Source organism: Pseudomonas savastanoi (assembly GCF_020917325.1).
GTDB lineage: Bacteria > Pseudomonadota > Gammaproteobacteria > Pseudomonadales > Pseudomonadaceae > Aquipseudomonas > Aquipseudomonas amygdali.
In genome coordinates, this window is sequence record NZ_CP076652.1 from 651,208 (window position 1) to 676,296 (window position 25,089).

The 25,089-nt window shown below is 57.4% G+C and carries 17 protein-coding genes and 2 tRNA genes; 16 read left to right on the forward strand and 3 right to left on the reverse strand.

Annotation, left to right across the window (positions count from 1 at the left end; all coding sequences use genetic code 11):
- Positions 1 to 81: 81 nt before the first annotated feature.
- From hfq to KP808_RS02870, 8 genes are all read left to right on the forward strand, one after another.
- Positions 82 to 342 (forward strand): RNA chaperone Hfq, encoded by a 261-nt coding sequence (gene hfq / locus KP808_RS02835; protein WP_002551819.1) that lies wholly within the window; start codon positions 82 to 84, stop codon positions 340 to 342.
- A 12-nt stretch (positions 343 to 354) separates the two neighbouring features.
- Positions 355 to 1,656 carry a ribosome rescue GTPase HflX gene (gene hflX, locus KP808_RS02840; RefSeq protein ID WP_230017409.1) on the forward strand — a complete coding sequence of 434 codons (1,302 nt, stop codon included), beginning with the start codon at positions 355 to 357 and terminating at the stop codon, positions 1,654 to 1,656.
- 96 nt (positions 1,657 to 1,752) lie between these two features.
- On the forward strand, positions 1,753 to 2,949 hold the full coding sequence (hflK, locus tag KP808_RS02845; RefSeq protein WP_230017410.1) for an FtsH protease activity modulator HflK: 1,197 nt from the start codon (positions 1,753 to 1,755) through the stop codon (positions 2,947 to 2,949).
- On the forward strand, positions 2,949 to 3,818 hold the full coding sequence (hflC, locus tag KP808_RS02850) for a protease modulator HflC (protein WP_003366315.1): 870 nt from the start codon (positions 2,949 to 2,951) through the stop codon (positions 3,816 to 3,818). Before hflK ends, hflC begins: the two co-directional genes overlap by 1 nt.
- Before the next feature lie 270 nt (positions 3,819 to 4,088).
- Positions 4,089 to 5,276, forward strand: a complete 1,188-nt coding sequence (locus KP808_RS02855; protein ID WP_122258588.1) for an ATP phosphoribosyltransferase regulatory subunit — start codon at positions 4,089 to 4,091, stop codon at positions 5,274 to 5,276.
- A 54-nt stretch (positions 5,277 to 5,330) separates the two neighbouring features.
- Complete coding sequence (locus KP808_RS02860; protein ID WP_002551824.1) at positions 5,331 to 6,623, forward strand: adenylosuccinate synthase; 1,293 nt, start codon at positions 5,331 to 5,333, stop codon at positions 6,621 to 6,623.
- A 171-nt stretch (positions 6,624 to 6,794) separates the two neighbouring features.
- Positions 6,795 to 8,729 (forward strand): methyl-accepting chemotaxis protein, encoded by a 1,935-nt coding sequence (locus KP808_RS02865; RefSeq protein ID WP_058401221.1) that lies wholly within the window; start codon positions 6,795 to 6,797, stop codon positions 8,727 to 8,729.
- A gap of 311 nt (positions 8,730 to 9,040) precedes the next feature.
- A complete protein-coding gene (locus tag KP808_RS02870) occupies positions 9,041 to 11,869 on the forward strand; it encodes a hypothetical protein (RefSeq protein ID WP_230017411.1) in 2,829 nt (942 codons plus the stop codon).
- Between the two features lie 83 nt (positions 11,870 to 11,952).
- On the opposite strand, the gene KP808_RS02875 is transcribed toward KP808_RS02870, so the two are convergent.
- Both KP808_RS02875 and KP808_RS02880 read right to left on the reverse strand, forming a co-directional pair.
- Positions 11,953 to 12,039 (reverse strand) — tRNA-Leu (locus KP808_RS02875).
- 160 nt (positions 12,040 to 12,199) lie between these two features.
- Positions 12,200 to 12,286, reverse strand: a tRNA-Leu gene (locus tag KP808_RS02880).
- A gap of 225 nt (positions 12,287 to 12,511) precedes the next feature.
- Between KP808_RS02880 and rnr the strand changes: the two genes are divergently transcribed.
- The 8 genes from rnr to KP808_RS02920 all read left to right on the forward strand — a co-directional run bounded on the left by rnr (position 12,512) and on the right by KP808_RS02920 (position 22,144).
- Positions 12,512 to 15,145, forward strand: a complete 2,634-nt coding sequence (rnr, locus tag KP808_RS02885) for a ribonuclease R (RefSeq protein ID WP_230017412.1) — start codon at positions 12,512 to 12,514, stop codon at positions 15,143 to 15,145.
- Positions 15,142 to 15,903, forward strand: coding sequence for a 23S rRNA (guanosine(2251)-2'-O)-methyltransferase RlmB (gene rlmB / locus KP808_RS02890; RefSeq protein ID WP_230017413.1), 762 nt, complete (start codon positions 15,142 to 15,144; stop codon positions 15,901 to 15,903). The genes rnr and rlmB overlap by 4 nt, the downstream gene beginning before the upstream one ends.
- Before the next feature lie 213 nt (positions 15,904 to 16,116).
- A complete protein-coding gene (gene rpsF, locus KP808_RS02895; RefSeq protein ID WP_002551828.1) occupies positions 16,117 to 16,542 on the forward strand; it encodes a 30S ribosomal protein S6 in 426 nt (141 codons plus the stop codon).
- Between the two features lie 28 nt (positions 16,543 to 16,570).
- A complete protein-coding gene (rpsR, locus tag KP808_RS02900) occupies positions 16,571 to 16,801 on the forward strand; it encodes a 30S ribosomal protein S18 (protein WP_002551829.1) in 231 nt (76 codons plus the stop codon).
- A 39-nt stretch (positions 16,802 to 16,840) separates the two neighbouring features.
- A complete protein-coding gene (locus KP808_RS02905; protein WP_004666401.1) occupies positions 16,841 to 17,737 on the forward strand; it encodes a YybS family protein in 897 nt (298 codons plus the stop codon).
- 19 nt (positions 17,738 to 17,756) lie between these two features.
- Positions 17,757 to 18,203 (forward strand): 50S ribosomal protein L9, encoded by a 447-nt coding sequence (rplI, locus tag KP808_RS02910; protein ID WP_002551831.1) that lies wholly within the window; start codon positions 17,757 to 17,759, stop codon positions 18,201 to 18,203.
- 123 nt (positions 18,204 to 18,326) lie between these two features.
- On the forward strand, positions 18,327 to 19,721 hold the full coding sequence (dnaB, locus tag KP808_RS02915; protein WP_002551832.1) for a replicative DNA helicase: 1,395 nt from the start codon (positions 18,327 to 18,329) through the stop codon (positions 19,719 to 19,721).
- 107 nt (positions 19,722 to 19,828) lie between these two features.
- Positions 19,829 to 22,144: a YgiQ family radical SAM protein gene (locus KP808_RS02920; RefSeq protein ID WP_002551833.1), complete on the forward strand. Its 2,316-nt coding sequence runs from the start codon at positions 19,829 to 19,831 to the stop codon at positions 22,142 to 22,144.
- Between the two features lie 51 nt (positions 22,145 to 22,195).
- On the opposite strand, the gene KP808_RS02925 is transcribed toward KP808_RS02920, so the two are convergent.
- Positions 22,196 to 24,940, reverse strand: coding sequence for an MFS transporter (locus tag KP808_RS02925; protein WP_230017414.1), 2,745 nt, complete (start codon positions 24,938 to 24,940; stop codon positions 22,196 to 22,198).
- Positions 24,941 to 25,089 lie beyond the last annotated feature (149 nt).

Here is a 25,089-nt window from a genome sequence, read left to right on the forward strand (position 1 = left end):
AGCCGTCTATCCTTGGGGGGTGGCCGGTAAGCCAATCGAATTCGATTTATTATTTTATTGATCCTTAAAGGAGTGCGGCACATGTCAAAAGGGCATTCGCTACAAGACCCTTACTTGAATACCTTGCGAAAAGAGAAGGTCGGGGTATCGATCTACCTGGTCAACGGTATCAAGCTGCAGGGCACGATCGAGTCTTTCGACCAGTTCGTCATTTTGCTGAAGAATACTGTCAGCCAGATGGTCTACAAACACGCCATTTCCACCGTCGTACCGGTTCGCCCGATTCGCCTCCCCAGCGCTACCGACGCTGACGGCGCAGACGCCGAGCCAGGTAACGCCTGATAGGAGTCTGCCTTGTTCTTTGAGCGCCACAGTGGTGGTGAACGTGCAATTCTCGTTCATCTGGATGGTCAGGACCCTGAGGCGCGCGAAGATCCGCAGGAGTTTCAGGAGCTGGCCATATCGGCCGGTGCCCATACCGTTGCGTTTATCAACGTGCCGCGTCATCGGCCATCGGCCAAATACCTGATTGGCTCTGGCAAGGTCGAGGAGCTTCGCGACCAGGTCAAGGCCGAACAGGCTGATCTCGTTATCTTCAATCACACCCTCACGCCCAGTCAGGAACGTAACCTCGAACGCGTTTTCGAGTGTCGCGTGCTTGATCGTACGGGTTTGATCCTCGATATTTTTGCGCAGCGCGCACGTACCCACGAAGGCAAGCTTCAGGTCGAACTGGCCCAGCTTGAGCATATGAGTACGCGTCTGGTCCGTGGCTGGACTCACCTTGAGCGTCAGAAAGGTGGTATCGGCCTGCGCGGCCCTGGGGAAACCCAGCTCGAAACCGACCGACGTCTTCTGCGGGTTCGCCTGCGGCAGATCAAGGGTCGGCTGGAGAAGGTTCGCAGCCAGCGCGATCAGGCACGTCGTGGACGCCGCCGCGCCGACATCCCTTCGGTTTCACTGGTGGGCTACACCAACGCCGGCAAATCGACCCTTTTCAACTCGGTGACCGATTCGGATGTGTTTGCGGCGGACCAGCTGTTCGCCACGCTCGATCCTACCTTGCGTCGCCTGCAACTCGATGACCTGGGTCCTATCGTGCTGGCCGATACCGTAGGCTTCATTCGCCATCTGCCGCACAAACTGGTAGAAGCGTTTCGAGCGACGCTTGAAGAGTCGAGCAACTCCGATTTACTGCTGCATGTGATCGACTCCCACGAGCCAGACCGCATGTCGCAGATCGAGCAGGTCATGGCCGTGCTCGGTGAGATCGGTGCCGAGGGCTTGCCGATCCTTGAGGTCTATAACAAACTCGATCTGCTTGAAGGCGTGGAGCCGCAGATACAGCGGGATGCCGATGGCAAACCGCAGCGTGTCTGGGTGTCTGCCCGTGATGGTCGAGGGCTGGATCTGCTCAAGCAGGCTATCGCCGAGCTGCTCGGTGACGACCTGTTTGTCGGCACGCTGCTTTTGCCTCAGAGTCTTGCCCGGCTGCGCGCCCAGTTTTTCGAATTGGGTGCGGTGCAGAGCGAAACGCATGACGAGGAAGGTGCCAGCGTGCTGGCCGTACGACTGCCGCGCGTTGAACTCAATCGACTGGTGAGTCGCGAAGGATTGCAGCCGCTGGAGTTCATCGAGCAACACACTTTGCAATAAAAGCACGAGAAAGCCGTTGTACGGCTTTCGCGAGCATTCTGTAGCATTGGTCGGCGCGCCGCGGGCGCGTCTTTGCTTTATCAGATGGAGAGCGCTATGGCTTGGAATGAGCCGGGTGGCAACTCGAATAATCAAGATCCCTGGGGTGGCAAACGCCGTGGCGGCGACCGCAAGGGACCACCTGATCTCGACGAGGCCTTCCGTAAGCTGCAGGAAAGCCTGAAGGGGTTGTTCGGCGGCGGTAACAAACGCGGCAGCGATGGCGGCGGCAGTGGTGGCGGTTCAGGCAAGGGCGGTGGCTTTGGCCTGCTCGGTATCGGCCTGGTCGTGCTCGTCGCTTTCTGGCTCTACAGCGCTATCTATGTTGTTGACGAGCAAGAGCAGGCTGTCGTGCTGCGTTTCGGTCAATACCACGAAACCGTAGGGCCGGGTCTCAACATCTACTTCCCGCCGTTCGATCGCAAGTACATGGAAAACGTGACTCGCGAGCGAGCCTACAGCAAGCAGGGCCAGATGCTCACCGAAGACGAGAACATCGTCGAAGTGCCGCTGACCGTGCAATACAAGATCAGCAACCTGCAGGACTTCGTCCTGAACGTCGATCAGCCTGAAATCAGCCTGCAGCACGCCACTGAAAGTGCGCTGCGCCATGTCGTGGGTTCCACGGCAATGGATCAGGTGCTGACTGAAGGTCGTGAACTGATGGCCAGCGAAATCAAGGAGCGTCTGCAACGCTTCCTCGATACCTACCGTACCGGCATCACCGTCACTCAGGTCAACGTACAGAGCGCCGCCGCGCCGCGTGAAGTGCAGGAAGCCTTCGATGACGTGATCCGCGCCCGTGAAGACGAGCAGCGTGCGCGTAACCAGGCTGAAAGCTATGCCAATGGCGTGATTCCGGAAGCCCGTGGTCAGGCTCAGCGCATCCTTGAAGATGCCAACGGCTACCGCGATGAAGTGGTTTCGCGCGCCAAGGGTGAGGCGGATCGCTTTACCAAACTGGTTGCCGAGTACCGCAAGGCACCTGAAGTTACCCGCCAGCGTCTGTATCTGGACACCATGCAGGAAGTCTTCAGCAACACCAGCAAGGTTCTCGTGACCGGCGACAAGGGGCAGAACAATCTGCTTTATCTGCCGCTCGACAAGATGATCGAGAGCAGCCGCAGTAACGGCAATGGCTCCAATTCAGGTACGCCATCGCAGTCGGCTAATGACGCTGCCGCTGCTGCCGCCGCTGCCCGGGCGAATGAGGCTCAGCAGCGTGGTGAAGTACGTACCAGGGAGACTCGCTGATGAGTAACAAATCACTGATCACCCTTATTGTCGGCGTGGTACTGGCAGTCATCGCCTGGAACAGCTTCTACATAGTGTCCCAGACCGAGCGCGCGGTTCTGCTGCAATTCGGTCGTGTGGTCCAGGCGGACGTTCAGCCGGGTCTGCATGTGAAGGTTCCTTACGTGAACCAGGTGCGTAAGTTCGACGGTCGTTTGCTGACCCTCGATGCGCCGACCCAGCGCTTCCTGACACTGGAAAAGAAAGCTGTCATGGTCGATGCCTACGCCAAATGGCGTGTGAAGGATGCGGAGCGTTTCTACACCGCGACTTCCGGCCTCAAGCAGATTGCCGACGAGCGTCTTTCGCGTCGTCTGGAATCCGGTCTGCGTGACCAGTTCGGCAAGCGCACCCTGCACGAAGTCGTGTCGGGCGAGCGGGACGCGCTGATGGCGGACATCACCGGTTCGCTGAACCGCATGGCCGAGAAAGAACTGGGTATCGAAGTTGTCGATGTCCGGGTCAAAGCCATCGATCTGCCGAAGGAAGTGAATCGCAGCGTTTTCGAACGCATGAGCACTGAGCGTGAGCGCGAAGCCCGCGAACACCGTGCGAAGGGTAACGAGCTGGCTGAAGGCATCCGTGCCGACGCCGATCGTCAGCGTCGTGTGCTGCTGGCCGAAGCCTATCGCGAGTCGGAAGAAGCGCGTGGTGATGGTGATGCCCAGGCTGCCGCGATCTACTCCAAGGCGTATGGTCAGGACCAGGAGTTCTACGCGTTCTATCGCAGCCTGCGTGCCTACCGCGAAAGCTTTGCGAACAAGAGCGACGTGATGGTGCTTGATCCGAACAGCGAATTCTTTCGCTACATGGAAAAAGCCAAGCCGTAATTAATCACCCGCCGGGCGGCAAAACCGCCCGGTGGGGTGAACGTACGGTGAAACGTGTGTATCATGCGGCAGCCGGGAAATTCCCGGCTTTTTTGCGTCTGCACGATTGATTGGCCGTATCTGAATCGGAACGCGGCAAGATTTTTCGAGGAAAGTGGTCTGCAAGGCCTGTCTCGGGCATTTGTCGTGCCCGTCATACGGCGCACCACTTTCTGCTTCACTCAAGGTCGGCCTGTAGGCTGGCCGCCTGGATCACAGGGGAATGGCGTAATGGCAACGGTCGACCGCTGGCTGCTACCAGATGGCATCGAAGAAGTACTGCCACCGGAAGCGGCGCGCATTGAAGTAGCGCGCCGTCAGGTGTTGGATCTGTTTCAGAGCTGGGGCTATGAGTTTGTCGTCACCCCGCATATCGAGTATCTCGAATCCCTGCTGACTGGCGCGGGTTCGGATCTGGACCTGCGCACCTTCAAGGTTATCGACCCGCAATCGGGCCGGCAGATGGGCTTTCGCGCCGACATCACGCCGCAGGTTGCACGCATCGATGCTCACACCCTCAAGCGTGAAGGCCCTAGCCGTCTGTGCTATGCGGGCAGTGTCCTGCACGCCCAGCCACGCGCGCTGTCTTCCTCGCGCAGCCCCATTCAACTGGGCGCCGAGCTGTACGGCGATGCCAGCCCGAGCAGTGACGTCGAAGTCATCAGCCTGATGCTGGCCATGTTGCAACTGGCCGATGTGCCGGACGTGCACATGGACCTTGGGCATGTCGGCATCTACCGTGGTCTGGCGCGTGCCGCTGGCCTGTCGGGAGAAGTCGAGCAGCAGTTGTTCGATGCACTGCAGCGCAAGGCTATTGATGAAGTGGTTGCCCTGACCGCCGATCTGCCGCAAGAGCTGGCTTCAATGCTGCGCGCGCTGGTTGATCTGTGTGGTGGTCGTGAGGTGCTGGATGCAGCGCGCGACCGTCTGGCTGGCGCACCTGCGCCGGTATTGGCTGCGCTGGATGATCTGCTGGCGATCGCCGAGCGTCTGGCTGCGCGCTTCCCGCAGTTGCCGCTGTACTTCGATCTCGGCGAGCTGCGCGGCTACCACTACCACACCGGTGTGGTGTTCGCGGTGTTCGTGCCGGGCGTGGGCCAGTCGATCGCGCAGGGCGGTCGTTACGATGACATCGGCGCCGACTTCGGCCGCGCCCGTCCGGCGACCGGCTTTTCCACCGACCTGAAAACCCTGGTAACCCTGGGGCAGGCAGAAATCGTCTTACCGTCTGGTGGCATCTGGATGCCGGACAGTACGGATGCGGCACTCTGGCAGCAGGTTTGCCAGTTGCGCAGTGAAGGTCAGCGTGTGGTTCAGGCATTGCCTGGGCAGCAGGCGAGCGCCGCGCGTGAAGCCGACTGTGACCGGCAATTGATTCAGCATGGCGAGCACTGGCAGGTAATGCCGCTGGCTTCTTGAGTATTCCTGCCGGCCGCCGCCGGCACCAAGTTTGCGTGAATGAGGACAAGTGTTATGGGTAAGAATGTCGTAGTCCTGGGCACTCAATGGGGTGATGAGGGCAAAGGCAAGATCGTTGATCTGCTGACCGAACATGCTACCGCCGTAGTTCGCTATCAGGGTGGCCACAACGCTGGTCACACACTGGTGATCGACGGTGAGAAAACCGTATTGCACCTGATTCCGTCCGGTGTACTGCGCGAAGGCGTGCAGTGCCTGATCGGTAACGGTGTAGTGGTTGCTCCCGACGCGCTCCTGCGCGAAATCATCAAGCTGGAAGAGAAAGGCATTCCAGTGCGTGAGCGTCTGCGCATCAGCCCGTCCTGCCCGCTGATCCTGTCGTACCACGTTGCACTGGACCAGGCGCGTGAGAAAGCCCGCGGCGAATTCAAGATCGGTACCACCGGTCGTGGTATCGGCCCGGCTTACGAAGACAAGGTTGCGCGTCGCGGTCTGCGCATTGGCGACCTGTTCCATCGCGAACGCTTCGCGGCCAAGCTGGGCGAGCTGCTCGACTACCACAACTTCGTGCTGGTCAATTACTACAAAGAGCCTGCCATCGACTTCCAGAAGACACTCGACGAGTGCATGGAATACGCCGATCTGCTCAAGCCGCTGATGCTCGACGTCACCGCTGCGCTGCATGAAATGCGTCGCGACGGCAAGGACATCATGTTCGAAGGTGCCCAGGGTTCGTTGCTGGACATCGACCACGGTACTTATCCGTACGTCACCAGCTCCAACACCACTGCTGGCGGTATCGCTACCGGTTCGGGTTTTGGCCCGATGTACCTGGATTACATTCTGGGCATCACCAAGGCTTACACCACGCGTGTGGGTTCGGGTCCGTTCCCGACCGAGCTGTTCGACGATGTCGGTGCTTTCCTGGCCAAGCGTGGTCACGAGTTCGGCGCTACCACCGGCCGCGCTCGTCGTTGCGGCTGGTTCGATGCCGTCATCCTGCGTCGCGCCATCGAAATCAACAGCATCTCGGGCCTGTGCCTGACCAAGCTGGACGTACTCGACGGTCTTGAGACCATCAACATCTGCGTTGGCTACGAGAACGAAGAAGGCGCGGTCATCGACGCACCTACTGACGCCGACAGCTACCTTGGTCTGCGTCCGGTCTACGAGCAGATGCCTGGCTGGAGCGAATCCACGCTGGGTGCCAAGACCCTGGAAGAGTTGCCTGCAGCCGCTCGCGCCTACATCAAGCGCGTTGAAGAGCTGGTTGGCGCGCCTATCGATATCATTTCGACCGGTCCTGACCGTAACGAAACCATCGTGCTGCGTCACCCGTTCGGCTGATACGTCACAGTGCTGTGCCAAAAAGGGTCGCATGTGCGGCCCTTTTTTATTGTCGCGCTGAGGGCAGGGAAGCTCAGAAAAGTGAGACTTGTGTCACGGCACGGCGCTTGCTACAAAGATGACAGAAAAGTGCCATCATTTTAATGGCGCTGAGGGTGGAGGGATTCTCCTGTGTCTGCTGTCTTATCTCTATTGCAAAGCCGTCTGCTGCGCCCGGTCTTCATTGCCCTGGGCATTGCCCTTTTGGTGCAGGTCATCGTGGCGGTTGCTCTTACCCGGAGCACAGTCACAGCGCTTGAGGCTGACCTTGCCAATCGCCTTGGGGTAGATTCGCAACATCTTTCCTCCGAGCTGGAGCTGGCGAGTAGCGAAGTGACGTCGAGCCTCGACTCGCTTTCAGCCAGTACGCGTCAGCGCTTGAGCGTCGGACTTTCTACCCGCTTGAAGGAAGAGCAGGCCCAACTGCGTGCCACGCTGGAAAAAGACCTGAGAGAGTCCGCCACTGACATGGCCGAGCTACTGGCTGCGGTTGCCCCGCGCGCCATGTGGGACAACGACACGCCAACCCTTTCCGAATTTGCCCGACGCGCCCAGCGCAATCCCAACGTGTTGTTTGTGGTCTATGACGACGCCGCAGGTGAGCACCTTACGCGGTACATGAACCGCGATAACCCGCTGGTCAAGGCGCTGCTGGCCAAGGGTGAAGGCGAGCGGGCGATGGACAAGATCCTCAATGCCGCGAAAAACGACCCGTCGGTGTATTACGTCGAGGCCTCTATCAGCCCTAACGGTGTTGAGATCGGCAAGGTGCGCATGGGAGTGTCCACGGCAACGGTCGAGGAAAATCTCGCTGCGCTGGACAAGCGTTTCGCCACCCTGATAACCAGTGGCGAGCAACTGGTTTCCGACAGCCTTGCCAGTGCTTCCAAAGACAGTTCGACCGCCTTGCGCACGCGCCTGCAATCCGCTCAGGCGGCGGGTGCTGCAATGACCGCCAATACGCGTGTTACGGTTCAGGAAGCCGCCGAAACGTTGCGCTGGCGGATCGGCATGGGGCTGGCGCTGGTCGGCCTGGGCGTACTGCTGTTACTGGCGGTGGTGCTCGGACGTCGTGTGGTCAGCAAGTTGCACCTGCTGATCGCGGCACTGAATGATTTGGCTGCGGGTGAGGGCGACCTGACCAAGCGCGTCAAGCTGGACAGCAATGACGAGATCGGCGACATGTCGGCTGCGGTCAACCGCTTCATCGACAAGTTGCAGCCTATCGTTCGTGAGGCGGGCGAGGTGGCGCAACGCACCGGGCAGGAAATCGGTGTCATGAGCCAGCGTAACGCCGGGGCTGATGCGGCGGCCGAGTTGCAGCGTGATGAAGTGGCGGCCAGCCTCAAGGCACTTGAGCAGATGGCTGATGAGGCGCAGTCGGAAAGCCAGGCGATGCAGGCGGCCTTGCGTCAGGTGGTCGATATCAAGCAAGCGACCGATGAAAACACCCGCACGTCCAATCAGGTCGGCGGTTTGATCGAGGCGCTGGCCGGGCAGGTTGAAACCGGTGCACAGGTCATTGAGCGTCTGGCGCAGCAAAGCCAGCAGATCGAGGTCGTGCTGGAAGTTATCCACGGTATTGCCGAGCAAACCAACTTGCTCGCACTCAACGCAGCTATCGAAGCGGCGCGCGCGGGTGAAACGGGCAGGGGCTTTGCCGTGGTGGCTGACGAAGTGCGGGCGCTGGCCAGCAAGACGCAAAGCTCGACGGGCGATATTCAGGAACACATCATCGCCTTGCAGCGCGGCGCGAAAGAGGCGGTCGCTGCCATCGGCATCGCTGGCCGACAGGCCAAGGAAGGGCTGGAAGTATTACGTGACAGCGCCAAACGCCAGCAGACCGTGCAGGCGTCCGTCGAGCAAGTGCACGCTGCCATCGGTCTGGCAACCAAGGCGGCTGTACATCAGGCTGAAGGCGCGCAGGCCGTTCGAGGTCGGGTAGAGGTGATTCACGCTCAGGCCGAGCGTGCTGCCGAAGCAGTGGTCGAGACGACTGCTAGCGGCAAGGTACTCAGCGGGCTGGCTGCGCAGTTGAAGGCGAGCCTGGGGCAGTTTCGGGCTTGAGGTATAGAACGTTTTCGGGAAAAGGCCTTCGTCTACACCTTGGTCTGTGAGGCACCCAGCACGATATCTAGCACGTGCTGACAGCGAAGCGAATAATCGAGCGCTAACTTTCAAGGACGCGAGGTTGGCTGTGTCTGGATAATCGCAGGAAGTTTTTTGAAATGCCTACCTGTCAGTTCTGATAGTAACCCTATGGGCAATGACCCCCTACAGTGAGCAAGAGCTCATGATCGCGAATGAGCACTTTGTACTGTGCTTACCTCAGAGCGCACAGCCAGATATTTAACTTTATTTCTATGGATGGAATGAATATGACTGCCTTATTGGAAAGTCCTCTTGCCCCGGTAGGTGTTGGGGGCGTCTGGAGAACTGATGCGGTTACAGGCGTAAAATATGTTCAGTTAGGCTACCCCGACAAGCCGTCATCGCCCCCCTCGCCGTCGGATATGTCCTACCTTGCAGGGCGGGGGCTCGGAGTCAGGCTGCCGTCGATATGGAACAACTATTACTTGAGTTTTGCTCCTGGCGAGCACGTTCAGATTAATTTCAAGGGTAAGTCTCAGAGTGGAACCCTGATTAGTTGGAGTACGACTTACACAGCGCTATCTGTCTTGGGTGGTGATGTACGCACCGTGACGATTCCGTCTGATATTGTGAAAGCGCTCGCCGGTCAAACGGCGACTGTTCAGTATGTCGTCAGGCCCGCAAGTTCCAACAAGACTGGCAAGGTTCGCACATCGCGATCTCTTGAGTTTCAGATTCGAGGTCTTTATCTGCCGGCGCCCGAACTATTGGAAGCCGTCAACGACTCTATCGACCCGGATCACATCAGTGCCAAGGCTACAGTCAACTTTGTCACTGTCAGTCTCGATTACCCAGGTATTCAGCTTGAGGACACCGTAAAACTGGTCAGGGAGGGCGTGGACGCCAAGCAGAATGCAATTAAATTTACGGACAAAGACCGCCCCATAAGTGCAAATAATCTACAGCGGCGTCCAATGAAAATTACCTGGACAGATGCTGATATCAAGCCGCTGGTCAATGGCATTATGAGTATCTACTACAAGGTGTATAGAGGGGGCATCTGGTATACCTCGCCCAGGCGCAATATCTATGTAGGACCAAGCCTTGCGAGTTTGCCGCCATTTATCAACGAAGTTTCTGATAATCGTCTCGATCCGGACAAAATTGCTGACTCTATCAATGTCCATATTCCTTCCGCTGGAACCTTGGTAAAAGACAAGATCACGCTATTCTGGAGTGACTCGTCAAAACAGAAGACGTTTACCGATGAGGGGGTTATTACCCAGCAGAATGTCGATGGCGACATGTCATTTGATGTGTATCTGGATAATCCTATTGAATTCAACCGGGGCAAGGTTGTGACGGTTTTTTACCTGCTTGAGCGCGTTCTGCCAGATGGCCGGAAAGTCAGCTTTCGTTCTGCTGACTATCAGTTTTTCGTCGGCAGTCAGAAGGATCAGGAGGCTGCAGATTCCAGGGTTTTGACCGGCGCTGTGGTGGGCGGTGTTAAAGATGGCAAGATGGATGCTGCTCTTGCGAGCGTTGGAACAAAACTCACCGTGCCTTACGCCGAGACTCAGATGGGAGATAGTGTTACGGCTTATTGGCAGCCGGCCGAGGGTGGTGATCCGGTCGTATTGGGTGTTCAGGCTGTTGATGCGGCCAACGTGAATATCGACCTGGTATTCAATGTTCCCGCGGCCTCCATCAGTACAGCGCTCAACAAAAAGGCCATTGTCTATTACGTTATTGAGCGAAAAGGGCTTGGCGGCAAGACTCAGAAGTTCAGGTCTCAGGAAGAACTGTTTTCGGTAGGCACTCAGGTGGCGGGTCTATTGCTTCCTGCTCCTGAGGTTCCGGCGTCTGTTGACTGGGTTCTTGATCCGATGGCCGTGCAAAATGGCACAACAGTGGTTGTTCAGCCTTACCCCGCCATTGCTGTCGGCGACAAGGTTCGGCTCTTCTGGATTGGTACTGACGGCCCCGGGACGCCAGCTATAGCCGAACAAACTGTCGGCAGTGTGAGCAAGGCATTGGAGTTCGTTATTCCAGCCTCGGCAATTGGTTCCAACACCGGCGCAGAGGTCTGGGTCTATTACCAGGTCACGCGCAACGGGCTGATCAATCCGATAGAGTCTGACGACACCATCATCGAGGTCGATACACTTGGTGGGCATAACCTGTCTCTGCCAGTGGTCGGCCAGGCACCTGCAGATCTGCTGGATCTGGCCTCGGTAAAAACCGACATCGTGGTGACGCTCAAGAAGTGGCCATTCATGGCAGCCGGTCAACGGGTGTGGTTGCGCCTGGAGGGTACTGCCCAGGATGGTAGTGCGATGGAGATCAACGTCTGGACAGCCAGAATATTGACCGATGCCGATGCAAAGCAGGACTTGGCTATTACTATCACTCGGGCCCAGTTCGATAATTTGGCAGCGGGCAGTCAGTTGCAGGTATTTGCAAAGGTTACGTTCGATGGTGACTTCAGTGACACCTACGCTGAAGACTTTCCGACGCTGAGTTTGACAATCAAACCGCAAGGCAGCTTGCTGAGTGTCAAGTTTTCAGATGTTTCTTTGAGCGCTGCGTATCCGAAGCCAGGCAGCACTGCTGCAGTGCCGCCCGATTCAAGTCAGTTAATGGTTGTTAGTGGCGGTAAAGGTCCCTATACGTTCGTGTCTGGAGATTCGTCTATCGTTGAGGTCGATGCTAAAGGCCTGCTGATGGCTAGGAAGAACGGATCTGTATATGTTCAGGTGCGAGATTCCCTTGGCCAGGTTGTATACGTAACGGTCACTGTCCAAGGTATTTCCACGTTGGAGTACCTGAATTTCGATACTTACACGGAGTGCAAGAAAATTGCCGACAGCAGAGGTCTTGTCATTCCGGATCTGGCTACTTGGCGCAAGCTCCGTGCCGAGGGTGGTGGAAAGTTGAGTGTCGACCTCCCGGCAGCGCCTGCGGGGCAGCAGTGGGACAGACGGGTCTGGGCAAGTGATAATGGTAGTCTTCCGTTTACCAGAAAGAGCTATTTCCCGGATGATGACAAGGATAAGGATCTGAAAGACATCGTGATACTTGGCGAGGCAGCCTATGGCTTTGGTTTGAAGATATAAGCTGGATGCGGTCTGCTGAGTTGAAGTAAATGACTTTGCAATTCCCAAAAAAAAACCGAGCCATTGGCTCGGTTTTTTTGAATTGGTGCCCAGAAGAAGACTCGAACTTCCACGACCTTGCGGTCACCAGCACCTGAAGCTGGCGTGTCTACCAATTTCACCATCTGGGCAGCATCAGCAGCGTCTCCGCCGTTGATGGGGCGCACTATACGGCGATCATTTTGCTCTGTAAACCCCTGTTTTGATTTAATAATCAAAACCTGAAAATGCAAAAACCCGCTTTCGCGGGTTTTTGTGAGGCTTGAGACTGTTGTAGTCTGTTGCCTGAATTGGTGCCCAGAAGAAGACTCGAACTTCCACGACCTTGCGGTCACCAGCACCTGAAGCTGGCGTGTCTACCAATTTCACCATCTGGGCAGTATCGGAAGGCATCAACCTGCCGATGGCGCGCACTATACGGAGCGCTTTTTAGGCTGTAAACCCCGGCGATGAAAAAAAGTCGAAAAAATTCGCGGGCGGTGTGTTTCGGGTGTTGCAGCGGGGTTGAGCAGGCTTTTTGTCGAGTGGTTTGAGCGTGAAATTTCCCGTTTCATGAGGTCTATGCCAAACTAACCCCTATATATACAAGGTGAAAACTATCTAATGGCCGATTGGCAGTCCCTCGATCCCGAGGCCGCTCGTGAAGCGGAAAAATACGAAAACCCTATTCCCAGCCGTGAGCTGATCTTGCAGCACCTTGCCGAGCGCGGTTCGCCGGCCAGTCGCGAGCAACTGGTCGAAGAATTCGGCCTGACCACCGAAGATCAATTCGAGGCCCTGCGCCGTCGCCTTCGTGCGATGGAGCGCGACGCCCAGTTGATCTATACCCGTCGTGGCACTTATGCACCGGTAGACAAGCTTGACCTTATCCTGGGTCGCATCTCCGGGCATCGCGATGGCTTCGGCTTTCTGGTTCCAGATGACGGTTCCGATGACCTGTTCATGAGCCCGGCGCAAATGCGTCTGGTATTCGACGGTGACCGGGCGCTGGCGCGCGTTTCCGGCCTTGACCGTCGCGGTCGTCGCGAAGGCGTTATTGTCGAAGTGATCTCGCGTGCTCACGAAACCATCGTTGGTCGCTACTTCGAAGAGAGCGGCATTGGTTTTGTTGTACCCGATAACCCGAAAATCCAGCAGGAAGTGCTGGTAACGCCGGGCCGCAACAATAATGCGAAGATCGGCCAGTTCGTCGAGGTGAAAATCACCCACTGGCCAACGCCGCGCTTCCAGCCGCAGGGTGATGTGGTCGAAGTGGTCGGCAACTACATGGCGCCGGGCATGGAAATCGATGTTGCGCTACGCACTTACGATATTCCGCACGTGTGGCCCGAGGCTGTACTCAAGGAAGCTGCGAAGCTCAAGCCGGAAGTCGAAGAGAAGGACAAGGAAAACCGCGTAGACCTGCGCCACCTGCCTTTCGTGACCATCGATGGCGAAGACGCTCGCGACTTTGATGACGCGGTGTATTGCGAAGCCAAGCCGGGCAAGCTGCGCTTGTTCTCCGGTGGCTGGAAGCTCTACGTGGCGATTGCCGACGTATCGAGCTACGTGAAAATCGGCTCGGCGCTGGATGCTGAATCCCAGGTTCGCGGCAACTCGGTGTACTTCCCCGAGCGTGTTGTACCGATGCTGCCTGAGCAATTGTCCAACGGCCTGTGCTCGCTGAACCCGCACGTCGATCGTCTGGCCATGGTTTGCGAGATGACCATCTCCAAGACCGGCGAGATGACTGACTACGTATTCTACGAAGGCATCATCCACTCCCACGCTCGCCTGACCTACAACAAGGTCAGCACGATCCTGGAACAGCCGAAAACGGCTGAAGCCAAAAGCCTTCGCGGCGAATACGGCGACGTGGTTCCGCACCTCAAGCAGCTTTACGCCATGTACAAGGTGTTGCTGGGCGCGCGTCACGTGCGTGGTGCGATCGATTTCGAAACTCAGGAAACCCGGATCATCTTCGGTTCCGAGCGCAAGATTGCCGAAATCCGTCCGACCACCCGCAACGATGCTCACAAGCTGATCGAAGAATGCATGCTGGCCGCCAACGTGGCCACCGCGCAGTTCTTGAAGAAGCACGAAATTCCCGCGTTGTACCGCGTTCACGATGGCCCGCCGCCAGAGCGTCTGGAAAAACTGCGTGCATTCCTGGGCGAGCTGGGGTTGACGCTGCACAAAGGCAAGGAAGGTCCGACACCGAAGGATTATCAGGCGCTGCTTGAAACCGTTCGTGACCGTCCGGATTACCACCTGATTCAGACCGTCATGCTGCGTTCGTTGAGCCAGGCCGTTTACAGCTCTGACAACAACGGCCACTTCGGTCTGAATTACGAAGCGTATACGCACTTCACTTCGCCGATCCGTCGTTATCCGGATCTGCTGACGCACCGTGCGATTCGCAGCGTTATCCGCTCCAAGCAGGATACCCCGCACGTACGCCGTGCCGGTGCTGCAACGATTCCGAAGGCGCGTATCTACCCGTACGACGACGCGCTGCTCGATCAGTTGGGCGAACAATGCTCGATGAGCGAGCGCCGTGCCGACGAGGCTACGCGCGACGTGGTCAACTGGCTCAAGTGCGAATACATGAAAGATCGCGTGGGCGAGTCATTCCCGGGCGTGATCACGGCGGTAACCGGCTTTGGCCTGTTCGTCGAGCTGACTGACATCTACGTCGAAGGTCTGGTCCACGTCACGGCTCTGCCGGGTGACTACTACCATTTCGACCCCCTGCATCACCGCCTTGCCGGCGAGCGTACCGGACGTAATTTCCGTCTGGGCGACAGCGTCGAAGTGCGTGTCATGCGTGTTGATCTGGATGAGCGCAAGATCGACTTCGAGATTTCCGAAACCGCAGCGGCTGCAACGCCGGTTGGTCGCAAGCGTCGTGGTCATGACACTGCGCCGCCTGCTGCTGCTACAGCGGCTGAAAAGGAAAAGGCGCCTGCCAAGTCCGGTCGCCGTAGCGCTTCTGCCAAGGAGAGCAGTACCGAAGCGTATCGCCCGAGCGATGCGGCGGCGAAAAACGCAGAAGTGCGTAAAAGTCGTGAGCTGAAAAAAGCCCTTCTGGCAGACGCGAAGGGTGGTAGCAAGGCGTCGTCGGGAAAGTCTGACAGGTCGGGCTCTGCTCCTTCGTCGAGCAAGCCGGCCAGCAAGCACCGTAAAGGCCCGTCAAAATCGGGCTCCGCGCCAACCGCGAAAAGTGGTGGCGCTCGTAAACCCAAGGCCAAGTCATGAGTCAGCTGGAAAAAATCTACGGCGTTCACGCCGTAGAAGCGTTACTTCGTCATCACCCGAAACGCGTCAAGCACATCTGGCTGGCCGAGGGTCGTAACGACCCTCGCGTACAGACGCTGGTGGCGCTGGCGGGTGAGAATCGCGTGACCATTGGTCAGGCGGAGCGTCGCGAAATGGATGCCTGGGTCGAAGGCGTGCATCAAGGTGTGGTTGCCGATGTGAGTCCTAGCCAGGTCTGGGGCGAGGCAATGCTCGACGAGCTACTCGACCGCAGCGAAGGTTCGCCGTTGCTGCTGGTGCTTGATGGTGTGACCGATCCGCACAACCTCGGCGCCTGCCTGCGTACCGCCGATGCGGCAGGTGCATTGGCCGTGATCGTGCCCAAGGACAAGTCTGCGACCTTGACGCCAGCGGTGCGCAAAGTCGCCTGCGGTGCGGCAGAAGTCATCCCGCTGGTGGCTGTGACCAACCTGGCGCGCACGCTGGAAAAGCTCCAGCAGCGCGGCTTGTGGGTTGTCGGCACGGCAGGCGAGGCCGAGGTCGAGTTGTATCAACAGGACCTGACCGGCCCGACCATCATCATCATGGGTGCGGAAGGCAAGGGCATGCGTCGCCTGACCCGCGAGCACTGCGATTATCTGGTGCGTCTGCCGATGGTGGGCAGTGTCAGCAGTCTGAACGTGTCGGTCGCGACCGGCGTGTGTCTGTTTGAAGCGCTGCGTCAGCGCAGTGTCAAGGCTGCCGGCAAAAAAGCCTGATTTCGGCGCCTGGCCAGAGTGAGCAGGTCGCGCCATGCGATCTGCTCATTAATTCACCAATTGCCTTGCGCCTCCCTCGACCCTTCTCTACAATTGCGCCCCTTGCTGTCACGGCAGGCGCGCATGTGCCTGTCCCTGAGCAAGACCAACAGTGTCATTCACTCCTTGTCTGACCGCTTTTGAGCGGCAGGCTACAACCCGTAAGGAGCATTCATGCGTCATTACGAAATTATCTTTTTAGTCCACCCGGATCAAAGCGAGCAAGTCGGCGGCATGGTAGAGCGTTACACCAAGCTGATCGAAGAAGACGGCGGCAAAATCCACCGTCTGGAAGATTGGGGCCGTCGTCAACTGGCTTACGCAATCAACAATGTTCACAAGGCTCACTACGTGATGCTGAACGTTGAGTGCACTGGCAAGGCTCTGGCCGAGCTGGAAGACAACTTCCGTTACAACGATGCTGTGATCCGTAACCTGGTCATCCGTCGCGACGAAGCCGTAACTGGCCAGTCCGAGATGCTCAAGGCTGAAGAGAACCGCAGTGAGCGCCGTGAGCGTCGTGACCGTCCTGAGCACTCCGACAGCGCCGATGGCGATGACGGCGACAACAGCGACGTTAGCGATAACGCTGACGAGTAATCCACGGACCTTTTGAGGAGCCAATTACATGGCACGTTTCTTCCGTCGTCGTAAATTCTGCCGCTTCACCGCTGAAGACGTCAAAGAGATCGATTACAAAGATCTCAACACTCTGAAAGCCTACGTATCCGAGACCGGCAAAATCGTTCCAAGCCGTATCACTGGTACCAAAGCACGTTATCAGCGTCAGCTGGCCACCGCTATCAAGCGTGCCCGCTTCCTGGCCCTGCTGGCCTACACCGACAGCCACGGCCGCTGAGACCAGGTAGTCGACAAAACGTAACAAAGGATAGAAAGCATGCGTGCCCTGGCTGAATTCATCATGCGCGGCCGTATGCAGGCCACTCTCGTAGTGGCTGGATGTGCGGCATTGCCGCTGTTGTTCTGGTTGAGTGCTGCCGCAGGGTGCCTTGTGCTTCTGCGACGCGGGTTCAGTGATGCCGTTGGTGTCCTGTCCTGGGCTCTGCTGCCGGCTTTGGTCTGGTGGTATTTCGGCGAACCTCGTACAGCCATGGTGCTGGCAGGTTCGCTGAGTTTGGCAATGGTTTTGCGTGCCAGCGAGTCCTGGGTCCGCGTGCTGCTGGTCAGCGTGGCGTTGGGTGTGGTGTATGCAGTAATTCTGGGCACGGTTTTTCGCGAACCTCTGGAAGCAATGTCGCAGGAGCTGCAAAAGCATCTGCCGACAATGCTGGCCGGGCTCTACGAGCAGTTGAACGTAGAAGAGCGAGCGCGTCTGGGGGCGCTGATTGCACCCGTCCTGAATGGCCTGATAGCGGCTGTGCTGCAAATTGTCAGTGTGCTGTGCCTGATTCTTGGGCGGTACTGGCAAGCGATGTTGTACAACCCTGGTGGTTTCGGGCGTGAATTTCGCGCTGTGAAACTCCCGCTGGTGCCTGCGTTGGCGCTGTTGGTGTGCATGCTGGTGGGGCCGAATTTCGGTCCGCAGATAGCAATGCTTACACCGCTTTGCAGCGTACCGCTGGTGTTTGCGGGGCTGGCTCTGATCCACGGTCTGGTTGCTGAAAAGCGGCTTTCCCGGTTCTGGCTGGTAGGGATGTACATAACGCTGCTGGTGTTCATGCAACTGATCTATCCGTTGCTCGTGGTAATTGCCATTGTCGACAGCCTGATTGATTTTCGCGGTCGCCGGAGTTCGAAAGATTCCGGCAATGGTCCTGCGAACGGTGAAGGTTAAAAGTTAAGAGGATTTCCACATGCAATTGATCCTTCTGGAAAAAGTCGCCAACCTGGGCAACCTGGGCGACAAAGTAAACGTTAAGGCCGGCTACGGTCGTAACTACCTGCTGCCTTACGGCAAAGCAACCGCTGCAACCGCTGCCAACGTGGCTGCGTTTGAAGAGCGTCGTGCAGAGCTGGAAAAACTGGCTGCAGACAAGAAAGCATCTGCCGAAACTCGCGCTGCTCAACTGGCTGAGCTGGAAGTGACTATCACTGCCACCGCTGGTGACGAAGGCAAGCTGTTCGGTTCGATCGGTACGCACGACATCGCTGATGCACTGACCGCCTCCGGCGTTGAAGTTGCAAAAAGCGAAGTTCGTCTGCCGAACGGCACTATCCGCAACGTTGGCGAATACGACGTAGCCGTGCACCTGCACAGCGACGTAGAAGCGACCGTACGCGTTGTCGTAGTGGCTGCTTAAGCAATACGTAATCGTCTGGCGGCATTGCTGCCAGAGGATTAACATCGGGCACGATCCTGTTCACAGGTCGTGCCCTTTGTCTTTGTGCCATCCCCATTCTGCAAACCTCGAATTGAAGTGGCCATGAACGATATTTCCACCCCCGAACAATACGATCTGCAAACCGCTGCCCTGAAGGTGCCGCCACATTCCATCGAGGCCGAACAGGCCGTGCTCGGTGGTTTGATGCTGGATAACAACGCCTGGGAGCGGGTGCTTGATCAAGTTTCCGATGGTGATTTCTATCGACATGACCACCGCCTGATATTCCGCGCCATCGCCCGCTTGGCCGACCAGAACAGCCCGATTGACGTGGTCACCCTGGCTGAGCAGTTGGACAAGGAAGGGCAGACCTCGCAAGTAGGCGGCCTGGGCTACCTCAGTGAGCTGGCGAAAAACACGCCTTCTGTCGCCAACATCAAGGCCTACGCGCAGATTGTCCGGGCCCGTGCCACATTGCGGCAATTGATCGGCATCAGCACCGAAATTGCCGACAGTGCGTTCAACCCGGAAGGCCGTACCGCCGAAGAAATTCTTGACGAGGCTGAACGGCAGATCTTCCAGATCGCCGAAGCGCGCCCCAAGACGGGCGGTCCGGTCAGCGTCAACGACCTGCTGACCAAGGCCATCGACCGTATCGATACCCTGTTCAACAGTGATAACGCCATCACCGGCCTGTCCACCGGGTATACCGACCTCGACGAAAAGACCAGCGGAATGCAGCCCGCCGACCTGATTATCGTTGCCGGACGTCCGTCGATGGGTAAAACCACGTTTGCCATGAACCTTGTCGAGAACGCGGTGCTGCGCAGTGACAAGGTGGTTCTGGTCTACTCGCTGGAGATGCCAGGTGAGTCGCTGATCATGCGTATGTTGTCGTCGCTTGGGCGCATCGACCAGACCAAGGTGCGCGCGGGTCAGCTCGACGACGATGACTGGCCGCGGCTGACGTCTGCGGTCAACCTGCTCAATGATCGCAAGCTGTTCATCGATGACACTGCCGGTATCAGCCCGTCCGAAATGCGTGCGCGTACCCGGCGGATCGTACGTGAGCACGGCGATATCGCCATGATCATGATCGACTACCTGCAGTTGATGCAGATTCCCGGCTCGAGCGGTGACAACCGGACCAACGAAATTTCCGAGATTTCGCGCTCGCTGAAAGCGCTGGCCAAGGAATTCAACTGCCCGGTCATTGCCCTGTCGCAGCTCAACCGCTCCCTTGAGCAGCGGCCGAACAAGCGTCCGATCAACTCCGACCTCCGGGAATCCGGAGCGATCGAGCAGGACGCCGACGTGATCATGTTCGTCTACCGGGACGAGGTGTATCACCCGGAAACCGAGCATAAAGGCATTGCCGAGATCATCATCGGCAAGCAGCGTAACGGGCCGATCGGCACCACACGCCTCGCATTCATCGGCAAATACACGCGTTTCGAGAACCTGGCACCGGGCAGTTACAACTTCGACGACGATTGACCCGAGGCCAGGCCAATCAAATCCGACCACTGTCGTCGGGTTTGATCAAAAAATGTGCTATATTCCGCGCCCGCGATTTTTCCAACGTGCAAACGTAGGTCCTGAACATGCAAGCAGCCAAGCCGTTATTTGACTATCCCAAGTACTGGGCCGAATGTTTCGGACCAGCACCTTTCCTGCCCATGAGCCGGGAAGAGATGGATCTGCTTGGCTGGGATTCCTGCGACATCATCATCGTTACCGGTGATGCGTACGTCGATCACCCGTCTTTCGGCATGGCGATCATCGGCCGTCTGCTTGAGTCCCAGGGCTTTCGGGTCGGGATCATTGCGCAGCCAAACTGGCAGTCCAAAGACGACTTCATGAAGCTCGGCGAGCCGAACCTGTTCTTCGGTGTCGCTGCAGGCAACATGGACTCGATGATCAACCGCTATACCGCGGACAAGAAGATTCGCTCCGATGACGCCTATACCCCTGGCGGCATGGCTGGCAAGCGTCCGGATCGCGCGAGTCTGGTCTACAGCCAGCGCTGCAAGGAAGCCTACAAGCATGTACCAATCGTGCTGGGAGGCATCGAAGCTTCGCTGCGCCGCATCGCGCACTATGACTACTGGCAGGACAAGGTTCGCAACTCGATCCTGATTGACGCCTGCGCCGACATCCTGCTGTACGGCAATGCCGAACGCGCGATTGTCGAAGTCGCTCAGCGCCTGTCCTATGGCCACAAGATCGAAGACATCACCGATGTGCGCGGCACCGCGTTCATTCGTCGCGACACGCCGCAGGGTTGGTACGAAGTCGACTCCACGCGTATCGACCGTCCGGGCAAGGTCGACAAGATCATCAACCCGTACGTCAACACCCAGGACACGCAGGCCTGCGCCATCGAGCAGGAAAAAGGCAACGTCGAGGACCCTAACGAAGCCAAGGTGGTGCAGATTCTTGCCAGCCCGCGCATGACCCGGGACAAGACGGTCATCCGCCTGCCATCGGTGGAAAAGGTCCGTAATGACGCTGTGCTGTATGCCCACGCCAACCGCGTCTTGCACCTTGAAACCAACCCGGGCAACGCCCGCGCGCTGGTGCAGAAGCATGGAGAGGTCGACGTCTGGTTCAACCCGCCGCCCATTCCGATGACCACTGAAGAAATGGACTACGTGTTTGGCATGCCTTACGCGCGTGTCCCGCATCCTGCGTACGGCAAGGAAAAGATCCCTGCGTACGACATGATTCGTTTCTCGGTGAACATCATGCGTGGCTGCTTCGGCGGCTGCACCTTCTGCTCGATCACCGAGCATGAAGGCCGGATCATTCAGAACCGCTCCGAAGAGTCGATCATTCGCGAAATCGAAGAGATTCGCGACAAGGTGCCGGGCTTTACTGGCGTGATTTCCGACCTGGGCGGGCCGACCGCGAACATGTACCGCATCGCCTGCAAAAGCCCGGAGATCGAATCGGCTTGCCGTAAGCCGTCCTGCGTATTCCCCGGCATCTGCCCGAACCTGAATACCGATCACTCATCGCTGATTCAGCTGTATCGCAGTGCCCGCGCCCTGCCGGGCGTGAAGAAAATCCTGATCGCCTCGGGCCTGCGCTACGACCTGGCGGTCGAGTCGCCGGAGTATGTCAAAGAGCTGGTAACGCACCACGTAGGTGGTTACCTGAAGATCGCCCCGGAACACACCGAGGAAGGTCCGCTCAACCAGATGATGAAGCCGGGCATTGGCAGCTATGACAAGTTCAAGCGCATGTTCGAGAAGTACACCAAGGAAGCCGGCAAGGAGCAGTACCTGATTCCTTACTTCATCGCCGCCCACCCCGGCACCACCGATGAAGACATGATGAACCTGGCGCTGTGGCTCAAGGGCAACGGCTTCCGCGCGGATCAGGTGCAGGCGTTCTACCCGTCGCCGATGGCAACCGCCACGGCCATGTACCACTCCGGCAAGAACCCTTTGCGCAAAGTCACCTACAAGAGCGACGCAGTCACGATTGTGAAGAGTGAAGCGCAGCGTCGTCTGCACAAGGCCTTCCTGCGCTATCACGACCCGAAAGGCTGGCCGATGCTGCGCGAGGCCCTTGAACGCATGGGCCGTGCCGATCTGATCGGGCCGGGCAAGGATCAACTGATCCCGTTGCATCAGCCGGCGACCGACAGCTATCAAAGTGCGCGCCGCAAGAACTCGACGCCAGCTGGCAGCCACAAGGTTGCCAAGAACGCGAAGACTACGCTGATCCAGACCCAGCATACTGGCCTGCCACCGCGTGGCAGCGATGGCAGCAAGCCGTGGGACAAACGCGAAGAGGCCAAGGCCGCCGCAATGGCGCGCAACAAGCAGGCCGCCAAGGAGCGCATGGATGCAGCCAAGGGTGGCAAGGGCAAAGGCGGCAAGCCAGCCCGCAAGCCTGTAGTGCCTCGCTGATAGCTATGGGCCGCAGGTACGCTTGTGCCTGCGGCCCGGCTGTTCTTCAGGTCAGGTAGCCTTTTGCTCTTCAGCTTGAGGCTCCTGCGTGCCCATACTGGCGAGAAGTCTGCGACTGTAACCCTTACCTACGTTTATCGCCAAAAATTTCCAGGTGACGTGCTTCACGACGAATTGCGAAACGCCAGTCAATACTTTCCCCGCCATGTCAGGGGCTAGCCTGATATTGATCGAGGTGGTACCTCTGAGTGTGATGCGCGTCTTCATGAGCAATTTCGAAACATGAACTTTGCCACCTCGGGCTATCAGATTTCTGCCTAAACGCGTGGCGACCTTTGCAGTACCTGCAAGCAGCTTTCCGGCGAAGCTACCGTACGGAATCATGTAGACCGTCAGCCCTAGTGCTCCTGCCCTCATGCGGTTTTTCTCTCCGGACAGGAGGCTTTTGAATTCGGGCCAGGGTGTCAGAGATATCAGGATCTTGGTTATCTTTTCGATAGCCCCGGGCGCGCTTTTGTCCTGTTCTATCTTGGTAATGCCTTTGCATTGTGCATAGAGGTCATCCTCATTCACGTAGAACAACTGACTGGAGACAGCACTGGCAATGCCGGTACAGCGTTTTGAAAACATGGTTATGGGCATATGCAGGGCTGTCTCAGTGTTCGATGGGCCGAATGGCTCGCCAACAATTTCTGCAATCATGGTGGCGGTCGCGCCCTCACGCGGTTCATCGCCGCGCAGGTAGGCGTTTTGATCAAACGGCAATGTTCTTCCCTTATTGACAACCACCGGCGTCGGGATTGTGGATGTAATCGTCCAGAACTCGATCCCGGGTACACCATTCTCGATAAGCGCCTTCAGATCAGGGCGATACCGCACCCTCATCAACAGCGGGAAAACTTCGTAGAACCTTGTTTTGCCTTCGTAGACAGCCTCAATGATAAAACCGGCGCGGCCTCGCAGTGGTTCTCGATGCTTCTCGCTTTCTGCAACAGCCATCAGGTCTTGGGTCGGTAGTCTGAGCGAGTAGAGTGATACGGCACCATTTTCGATGGCCAGGCGATGCTTGAAAGGCAGTTGAGTCAGCAACTTTTTAATGATTGTCGCGTAAGCCTTGCGGGCATCCGCCAGATAAGCCTGAAACTCATGCTCGAATTGTTGATTGATGTCTGGCAGCGCCTTGTACAGCAACTGCATTTCACGGTTTATGGGAAGTAGGCCTTCCGTGCTGTCGCGCCCCGGTAGTCTCCAGTCATCAATGTTTTCACCGGCCATGTAGACCTCCAGCAACGACGACGAATCGTGTTTTATGCCGTAAGCGTTATAGGGCAGATTTGATGCTGAGAGGGTGCCTTTATGATCGCGATAGACAGGCGTATGGCTTTTGCGTAGCACCGCCAGCCTGGGGCGTAGATCAATGGGCGGGAATGGGTAATCTTCCTGCTCAAGTATCTGTTGAATTGCAGGCGTTCTTCGCGCTTCTGTCATGGCGACGATGGCCATCGCCTTGCGTTCTGGCGCTGTGCGAACCAGTGCATTCACAGCTTCAAGTGATTCGGTTTCGGATTCTTCGAACGCGCTGACTGCCTGTGCTATCTCTTGTTCGGAATAAGGCAGGTTGCCCTGAATACGGATATAACCGTTGGCCTGCGCCCATGCCAGAAGGATGGGCAGGCGGGTTGTAAGATAGGCTGCCTGCTGTTCTTCGGTGTCCATCTTTTTGTTGAAGATCACTGGCAGTTCGATCAGGTCGTCAAAGCTCATCCAGCGTGAAGAACCAAACTCGATGGCTTCCGCAAGGGTGACCCCATGCTGAAAATTGACCCACACTTCAGTACAACCATATGGCAGATCGTCGGGAACACCGTTGACCAGCCATTCAGGGCAGTTCTCCAGTGCCAGTATGAAGCGTGCGAGTATTGCTTCGTTGATCGACGCCGCCTTGCCCGTGTTGATCAGGTGGCTGTGCATATCGTTCAGGATGTCAGCGTGGCTACGCCCCAGGTTTTCTGTTCTGGAGAATGGGTAGCCGGCAATTTCTCCAGGCTTTCGATCCTCAGGTTGCTGAAGATCGCTGCTGATGGCATGCCATAAAATCCGGTCCATGAGTGTCATCAGGGACGCGGACGTTTCTCCCTCAGGTCGATCAAGTTGTGCCAGCAGCGTTTGTCCCAATGCCCTTGCCGGTCCGGATCTGAGAACCCGGGCCATAACCGCCACTGGGGAGTCCTGCACATCTGCCAGTGGACAGGAGGCAATGATTTCAGCACCCAGCTTGCTTAGCAGCGTGCCACCTTCGTTGCCCAGGTACTCGGTGCGGGCTCGTTTCAGGTCCTGCAGATTTTTCGGTGTCAGCATGACCTTGATGTCGAACTGATCAATAAGCCCCAATTCCTGACTGGCGCGAAGTTCTGCCAGCGTATTGAGCAGGGTTTTGATTGCCGTTTTGTCAGGCGATGGTGGAAGCGACAACCCGTAGTTGTAGCTCAGCATCAATGCCAGGCTGACGCTGCCATCGCTGTCTATCTGAAACGGCAACTCCTGCTTTTCGGCTTGGAGCGGTGCAGGCAGAGCCGCTTTCTCAGCGCAGTATTCGCCGAATCCGGACGCTGGATCTGGCTTGATCCGAATGTCTTCAAGGCTGATAGGGGCATTGCTGCTCTGCATTACCGCAAGCAATGCTTTTCGTGTCGTCTCGTAATCAGCACTTTCGGCCGGATCCATGAGGTCGATGTGAGCGTCGACAGCCTGGGTCGGTTCTGAAAGCGGTTGTTGCGCGGGATTTAGCTGTGTCATTACAAGTGCTCCGATAATGGTTAATCATTGGAGGACGATGTAATCAGGCATCAATCTGTCTGTGGCACTAAGTAAATATTGCGTGCGGGTCCAACCTTATTGCCCTGCGCGCCCCCTTTCCGTGCGACCCTTGCACCTTCAGTTCAGGC